General features: G+C 40.0%; 5 protein-coding genes and 1 pseudogene. 5 read left to right on the top strand and 1 reads right to left on the bottom strand.

The genetic code is table 11. The features are described 5' to 3' along the window. Nucleotides 1–187: 187 nt before the first annotated feature. Nucleotides 188–886: a helix-turn-helix transcriptional regulator gene (locus PSI06_RS20370; protein WP_273604750.1), complete on the top strand. Its 699-nt coding sequence runs from the start codon at nucleotides 188–190 to the stop codon at nucleotides 884–886. Between the two features lie 194 nt (nucleotides 887–1,080). Further along, a complete protein-coding gene (locus PSI06_RS20365; RefSeq protein WP_154945711.1) occupies nucleotides 1,081–1,290 on the top strand; it encodes a hypothetical protein in 210 nt (69 codons plus the stop codon). 483 nt (nucleotides 1,291–1,773) lie between these two features. Here the strand turns inward: PSI06_RS20365 and PSI06_RS20360 are convergent, their stop codons facing one another. Next, the gene (locus PSI06_RS20360; protein ID WP_273604749.1) at nucleotides 1,774–2,775 is read right to left on the bottom strand and encodes a nuclease-related domain-containing protein; all 1,002 of its coding nucleotides are present in this window, start codon (nucleotides 2,773–2,775) and stop codon (nucleotides 1,774–1,776) included. A 909-nt stretch (nucleotides 2,776–3,684) separates the two neighbouring features. On the opposite strand from PSI06_RS20360, the pseudogene PSI06_RS20355 reads away from it, so the two are divergent. The 3 genes and pseudogenes from PSI06_RS20355 (at nucleotide 3,685) to PSI06_RS20345 (ending at nucleotide 6,628) form a co-directional block, all read left to right on the top strand. Continuing rightward, nucleotides 3,685–4,782: pseudogene (locus PSI06_RS20355) on the top strand (Fic family protein). 351 nt (nucleotides 4,783–5,133) lie between these two features. Then, nucleotides 5,134–5,433 (top strand): helix-turn-helix domain-containing protein, encoded by a 300-nt coding sequence (locus PSI06_RS20350; RefSeq protein WP_004589614.1) that lies wholly within the window; start codon nucleotides 5,134–5,136, stop codon nucleotides 5,431–5,433. Beyond that, entirely contained in the window at nucleotides 5,423–6,628 is a 1,206-nt protein-coding gene (locus PSI06_RS20345) for a type II toxin-antitoxin system HipA family toxin (protein WP_273604748.1), read from the top strand. The genes PSI06_RS20350 and PSI06_RS20345 overlap by 11 nt, the downstream gene beginning before the upstream one ends. The last annotated feature ends 830 nt before the right edge of the window (nucleotides 6,629–7,458 follow it).

Below are 7,458 nucleotides of genomic sequence, written 5' to 3'. Positions count from 1 at the left end.
ATGGCGCTTTTTAAACAAGATACATCTAAGTCAGCTAGTATGGCGAGGAAAAAGAAAATGGCAGGGCTAGACGATGATTACCGCTCAACCCTGTTAGAGTCTGGGATTAAAATGCGCTAGCCGTGCAGAGGAAGCTTTATCACTTCAGCTAGTTGAGCATCACCTTGAAGATTACTTTCCTAAAGAGGTGTTTTCTCAGCTTGATGCGATTTTTAAAAAATCAAAAGATACATTGGTGAGATCCGAGTTATTACACTCATGGCCATCGAAAATTGCGAGTTTGCCACATGTTTTAGCTTTTAAACCATTAAACATTGATGCTGGAATTAAATCGCTAATTACCCAAGGGATTTTAGAACAAAGAAAATTGGAGATAACTTACGGTGGTTCCGATTCTGTTCATCTTATTTCACCATTAGGTATGTTGATAAGAGACACTAAATTGGTTCTTATTTGCTACTTTTATGATTATAAAGAACCGAGGCATATTCTTTTTCATCGAGTTAATAGCGCCAAGTTATTAACTGAAACATTCGATACAGACTTTGACACTTTAAAATATGCTCAAACAGGTGCTGTGGGTGTATTAGTAAATGCTGAGGTAATTGATGTAAAACTCGAAGTAAAAGGCTATGTCAAAGATCTATTCCAAGAATCAGCCATTAATGAAAGCCAAAAAGTTAGTGACGAAAATGCTTTGTCTAAATCGACTACTCAAAATGATTGGGTCAGTGTTTCTATTAAATTAGCTCATACTTTGGAGTTGGAGAATTGGCTCATGGGTTTGTCAGATCACATTATTGTAAAGGCACCAGAGCAGCTAAAAGCCAGAGTTATAAGGCGAATGATAAAATCATTGGGGCACTATGGTATTAAGACTGAATAAAGATCTTATATAAATATAGGCATCTCAACTACCTTAGCTAATTTGAATTACTTAGCTATATTTGCCGCTCGATACTTTGAAAATCCTTAACTGCAAATTTAAGCTTCTACGATTAAATATAATACGCGACTCATTTTGTCGTAGTTATGAAATAAGCTATTCATATGAAATGATTAAGGAAAGTGGAGAAAGTAATGTCTTGTTCTTGTGAAGTTAAAAATTTAGAAACAGCCTTTAAAGTAAAATATAGAAGATTGTTCTTTCTAATATTTTTAATAATTTTTGGCGGCTGGGGTTCAAATTATGCCAAAGACAAAAAAATTGAAGAGCTAGAAGCTGCAATACAAAAGTTAGATAACTCAGTTCAAACTATCAAAAGTAAAAATAGTTTCTCTTCAAAATAAGGTTGTAGTAAGTACAACAGAAGATGGTATTTACAGCTAAGAAATTATTTAAGTAATTGTATGTAGACTCCACATTATTTTTATTTAGATAGGATAGTTTACTTGTTGCTTTCAAGGAGAGATTACTTGCAACAGAGTCAACTTTGAAAACTTATCTGTTCTTTGGTTGCGGTCGCCAAAGCGGCAAGTATAAGTAAAGGTGACGAGCACCGAGTTGCGGGGAGCGGGTTTCAGCTATTTAAAGCTGCGCTTTAAGCGTCAGCAAGTTTAACGCCTATGGTAAAGTTTAAAGGCCAGGACTAAAACAATACCCCCGTGCTCCCCCCAAACTGGAGAGCGTACATGGATGTGAAAGTTGTGCTTTCATCACGTTTACGTTCATATTAATTGTTTGTTTAAAGATAAGTGAAGTTGCGGGGCGCCGTCGGGTTCCAAGGGGCGTTCGGCGCTATTCGCCCCTTGGTTGCTATCGCCAACGCGATATTACCAATCAAATTTAAAAAGCGCTGTATTTTCACAATCACCACACACTAATGAATAAGACTCTTTGCGTTTACTCACTTTGGTATTAGCACTGGTACATTGCGGGCAAGACGTTTTCATTGGTGTATTGGTATCGCACTCACCACATGTAACAAAATAGCCGTAGCGCCCTGAGCGAGCTTTAAGTGTCGTTTTATTGTTGCACTGCTTGCACTGTAAATTTATTTCATTGGTAATATTTGGTTGCTCTTGAGTTATTGGTGCAATAGCTGCTGATTCATCTTGATAAATCAGGCTTGGCTCGTTGAGGTTTGATGTTATTGCGTCAGGTTTTAACTGTGTAGAAGGGGCAATATTTTGCTCTAAAAGAAACTCACAGATCCTAACTAGGCTTTCTTCACTAAACCAAGGACGAACATTAGTTGAGAAAAAGTGTAGGGCATTTGGTGTTGAAGCAGGTAACTTCATTATGTCTAAAAGCTTATCAGCTATAAACTCAGACTTAACGAGACGCTCTTCAAGCGTTTTTGGCGTGTTATCTCGATTAATTATGGCATTACTCGATATTGCACAGATGCTATGCCATTCACGGCCACCAAAGTTTTGTTGTATTTTACCAAACATCTTTGGCAGAAGTTGAGGAGCATTGTCTCTTACTAAACTTTTTAGTAATGTCAATTGTAGCTCGACTTGTTTGATTGGTGACGGCATGCCTTGCCATTTCCCTGGGTAGCTGCGACTCCACTCTTGATGTTGGTTTATTGCAACTTCACCGGTAATACTTTTTGATTCAATAAGAATAAACCCGTAGGTGTAAACAACCAGATGGTCTATCTGTGCGATTTCGCCGTTGTGTTTAAACTTTACATCATTAAACACAAATACTTGAGAGTGGTCTTTAAATGCGCGGCGTAAGTAAAATGCTACGTCTAGCTCTTGTTTTTGACCCGCTTTGATCTTAGCGGAAGTGGAAGTTGATAGAGCTTTATCTTTTAAAATCATGCGACATCCTTTCTGTCATATATGTTTAAAGCATATCACTGAAGTACCTAATAAAAATACTGTTGAAGGATTTTTACTCGCCCTATTTCATTTAAAAGCTACGCTTTTCGCGTCAGCAAGCTTAACGCCTACATTAAAATTTAAAGACCACTGCTAAGACAACTCCCCCGTCATTTTGCCCGAAAAGACTCAATTGATGAGTAATCGATTGCATGGCGGAATTTTGTTCTCGACAAATTCCAAGTACCTAAATCCCTTTAGGCAATGCAATCAAAGCCGTGACAGGCACATGGATGTGCCTTACACGACGTTTACGTTCATATCAATTTAGGCTTTGAGGAAAGTGCAAAATGCTCGGTGCGCCGTGGGTGACGAGTGACCGAAACGAGGTTTCGCAGCGTGAGGAAGTGGAAGCATGGATGCTGACAGGAACCCAGCTTCATGGATGAATTATTTGCAGCAGAGTTGATTTAAAGACAAACCACACTTAGGTTGCCGTCGCCAAAGTGACATGTATAAATAAAGTAGACGAGCATCGAGTTGCGGAGATCGGGTTTTGCCATTAAAAGCTACGCTTTTCGCGTCAGCAAGCTTAACGCCTACGGTGGGAATAGGTAAAAGGTTTTAGGTTAAAGGCGCTAGGGCCTAGTCTGAATTTATAGCCCGTTGCTCGCGGCTTGTCACCCGAAGCTCGCTGTCTTCTCATTTACTCTCATTACCTCTCTTTGTGCAAATATGGTTTTAAGTGATTTATTCACAAAGAGGTTATGAGGCGCTGCGCTGAAACGAAAGGTCAAACGCTCTAAGTTAATGGTAAAGGGCGCTAGGGTTTGCACAAGTCCACAAACTCATACAATGAGGCAATTATATGGCGTAGACTGTAACTAATTTATTTTAGGGCAAACGCTTATGTGGATATGGCAACAACAAGATTGGCCGAATTTTACGTGGGATGAAAAACAGCTTGCGCCATTGTTGAGAGAGCTTTGTTTTAACCAAGGTGTGCTGGTTGGTCGCATGGATGGGCAAAGTACGCAGCAAAAACAGCAAGCACTTGATACTTTATTGGCTAATATTATTCATTCAAGCGCAATTGAAGGTGAAAAACTCAATGCGTTTTCGGTACGTTCGTCACTAGCTAAAAAACTCCACATTGATGAGCAGCCTTATCCAACCACAGTGCAAAGCGATAATCTTGCAGAGATCATGTTGGATGCAATTAATAACACCGATACACCGCTTGAGTTAGAACGTGTGTTGAATTGGCATCGTTTATTGTTTACAGGTGAACAAGGATTATTTACTCAAATAGCGGGCGGTCAATTACGTGGCAACGAGCCAATGCAAGTTGTATCAGGGCGATTAGATAGACCCGTATTACATTTTACTGCTCCACCAAGAGATGTTATCGAAAACGAACTCTCTGTTTTTTTTAATTAGTTTAATGCAGGTTATAATGATCGACATGCAGACCCTTTTATTCGTGCTGCTATCGCTCATTTGTGGTTTGTTACCCTACACCCGCTTGAAGATGGTAACGGGCGTATTACGCGTCTTATTACAGATTTAGCGCTTGCTCAAGAGCATAAAGAGTCGATACGGTTCTATGCGATGTCGGTGGCAATTTTAGAAGATAGAAAAGGCTATTACGAGGTCTTAGAGGCAACACAGCGTGGTGATTTGTGCATTACACAGTGGATTACCTGGTTTTTAAATACGCTCAATAAAGCAATTGAATCTACTCTGAAGAATATTGAGCAAACTGTCGCTAAAACTAATTATTGGTTTAAAAAAGATCAAACTAGATTAAATGGGCAACAAGTAAAAGTGCTTAATAAATTACTTGATGGTCAATTTGAGCAGGGTATCAGTGCAAGTCAGTATCAAAAAGTGGCTAAGGTAAGTCGCGCGACGGCGACGCGTCATTTATCAGATTTACAAACACTGGATTATATAAAGAAAACCTCAGCGGGCGGTCGCAGTACTCGTTATAAAATAGCCAAATGACTTTAAAAAGCTTAAAGCTTTTTTTGTAATTCAAAGCCCTACTATTTCAACACGATGACACACAGTGAGGCAATTAAGTATGATATTCGCCTCACTTTTTGAGGCGAATAATGGCGTGAAAGTAACCTAATTTAAAAGCGGTGCTTTTCGCGTCAGCAAGCTTAACGATTATGGTGGGAATAGGTAAAAGGTTCTAGGCGCTAGGGGCTAGTCTGAATTTATAGCCCGTCGCTCGCGGCTCGTTACCCGAAGCTCGAAACTCATTACGTCTCTATTTAAATAATATTGCAATCATATTAAATACCGCTAAACTAATCATTAGTTTATTAATGACCGATTAGGAAGTCATTTATGAGATCAGAACAAGCATTAAAGCTGGCGCGTCGCTTGGGTGATTTAATTCGTCAGCATCGTACTTTACTTTATACCCAGAGCACGTTCGCTAAGATGATTGGTGTATCTCGCTCTACGGTACAAAAGCTTGAACAAGGAGAGGTAGTAAAAAGCGATATATTGTTTGAAGCCCTTGTTGTTCTTCAATTGCAAGGCTCATTGCTGGATGAAATTAACGAGCTAGCCGCAGATGTGGGCGGTTATAATGCAAGACAGCGTAAAAGCAATAAAACTCAGGTAATTAACGATGACTTCTGAAGCTTATGTATTTATTGACGGTTTAGAAGACAGCCCCATAATTTGTGGTTTTTTTAAGTTAAATCCACAAACTGGCCGAGGTGAGTTTAATTATGGTAAAAGTTACCTTGCGCGCTCTGATGCGTTTGCGCTCGATCCGCTGCATTTACCATTACAGCCTGGCATAGTTAGTTATTCTGCCAATAAAGGTGTGTTTGGGGTGTTAAGTGATGCGGGAGCTGATTCGTGGGGGCGTAAGCTTATACTGTCGTTACATAATACCAAGCCAAAGAATGAGCTAGAATTTTTACTCGCAGGGTCTGGGTATGGTGTTGGCGCCTTGCTATTTAGTTTGTCGCGCAGCGCATCAAAACATAAAGCGAATAAAAATACATTAGCCGATTTAGCCTTGTTAGATCAAGCAAAGGACGATTTGCTTGCCAATAAAGCGATTTCACAGGAAGCAAAAAAAGCCTTTGAATTTGGCCAAAGCATGGGGGGAGCAAGACCTAAAACCTCTGTGAAAATTGATGATAAGCTTTATTTAGCAAAGTTTAATCGTCAAGACGATTTGTTTAATTTAGCTAGGGCTGAACATGGCGCTATGTGTATGGCTAATGAATTGGGGATTCGTACTGCAAATACCCGTATTCATGAAACAGAAAATGGCGATGTTCTGTTAGTTGAACGTTTTGATGTAAGCGATGACTTACCAACTCATCACTTTTTAAGCGCCAATAGCTTATTACAAAAACCAAAAGTCGCGATAAGCGACTTAGCAACATACTATAGCTACGGTGAACTGGCAGAATTTATTCGCCACCACACTGGTGAGTTCGCTGATGATGCTACAGAGCTCTACAAGCGAATGGTATTTAACGTGTTTATTGGTAATACCGATGATCACAGCCGAAATCATGCATTTTTGTATCACTTTGCTGGGCAAACGTGGCGTATGAGCCCCGCTTATGATATCACCCCTATTAATAACTCAAAACAGCACGGCATAGGGCTTGGTGATGATGGCCGATATGCTAGTATCGATAATTTATTGTCGCAAGCCAAACGCTTTGGCCTCAACATGGCTCAAGCAACAAAAATAATTGCAGAGGTTGAAAGCTATACTCGCCAGTGGCCAACGCACTTTAAACGTTTTGCTAATATCAGTGATATTGACATAAAGCGCTTAGAAAGCGTGCTCCCTCATATAAGTTAAAGATTATTTAAGCATTCATTAGATAGTTAATGACTGATTAAGTGGTCATTTATTGGTTGGCGCTTTTATGAACCATAAAGAAGAAATGAGAAGGCAGCGGGCTTTTGCTAAAACCTAGCTCGTAGCTCTAAACCAGCGCCAGATTTGTCGGCCTGGGCTTTATTTGTGGGCTGATAAACGCCATTATCTAACGCATAAAAGTAAGCTTGATAGCGGCCGGTTTGCTTAAACTTAAGTAATTGCTGATTAAAATTTCAAGCCGCTGTTTACTGTGTTCGTTATTTTTGGGAAGCATCATAAAGCTTTGAGATGATGGTTAATCGAGCTAGATAAGTTAGGTAACTTACTGGCCAAGGTAAAACGTAAAGTTAACTTTAATATACATAATGGTAATACCAACAACAAACTTAAAGGCTAATGCCAAGACAATTCCCCCGTCATTTTGCCCGAAAGGACTTAATTGATGAGTAATTGATTGCATGGCGGAGTTTTGTTCCCGACAAATTCCAAGTCCCTAAATCCCTTTAGGCAATGCAATTAAAGCCGTGACCTCGCCATGGACGGCGAATAAACGGCGGTTACGTCCATATCTATTTCGGCTTTGAGGGAAATGCAAAATGCTCGGGGCGATTCAAGGGGCGTACGGCGGTATTCGCCCCTTGGTTGCCATCGCCAACGCGATATAAGGAACTAAAAATACAGAGCGCGAGCAAGCTTCGCGCCTTGTATCTCTCGTTGATAAATGATTAGCTATCATTTATCACATCGAAGTCAGTGAGCTTGCCTTTGCGCCTAGTATTTAATACTGCTCCGTAGATAAAGCCCTGACT

This window comes from Pseudoalteromonas sp. GABNS16E (genome assembly GCF_028598715.1).
GTDB classification, from domain to species: Bacteria; Pseudomonadota; Gammaproteobacteria; order Enterobacterales; family Alteromonadaceae; genus Pseudoalteromonas; species Pseudoalteromonas atlantica.
The sequence above is the reverse complement of the archived record's forward strand: the minus strand, read 5'-3'. Positions and strand labels throughout refer to the sequence as shown.

Bases quoted from the DNA above. Each gene is read 5' to 3' on its own strand.
- PSI06_RS20345 (WP_273604748.1), top strand. From the start codon at position 5,423: ATGACTTCTGAAGCTTATGTATTTATTGACGGTTTAGAAGACAGCCCC.
- PSI06_RS20360 (WP_273604749.1), bottom strand. From the start codon at position 2,775: ATGATTTTAAAAGATAAAGCTCTATCAACTTCCACTTCCGCTAAGATC.
- PSI06_RS20365 (WP_154945711.1), top strand. From the start codon at position 1,081: ATGTCTTGTTCTTGTGAAGTTAAAAATTTAGAAACAGCCTTTAAAGTA.
- PSI06_RS20350 (WP_004589614.1), top strand. From the start codon at position 5,134: ATGAGATCAGAACAAGCATTAAAGCTGGCGCGTCGCTTGGGTGATTTA.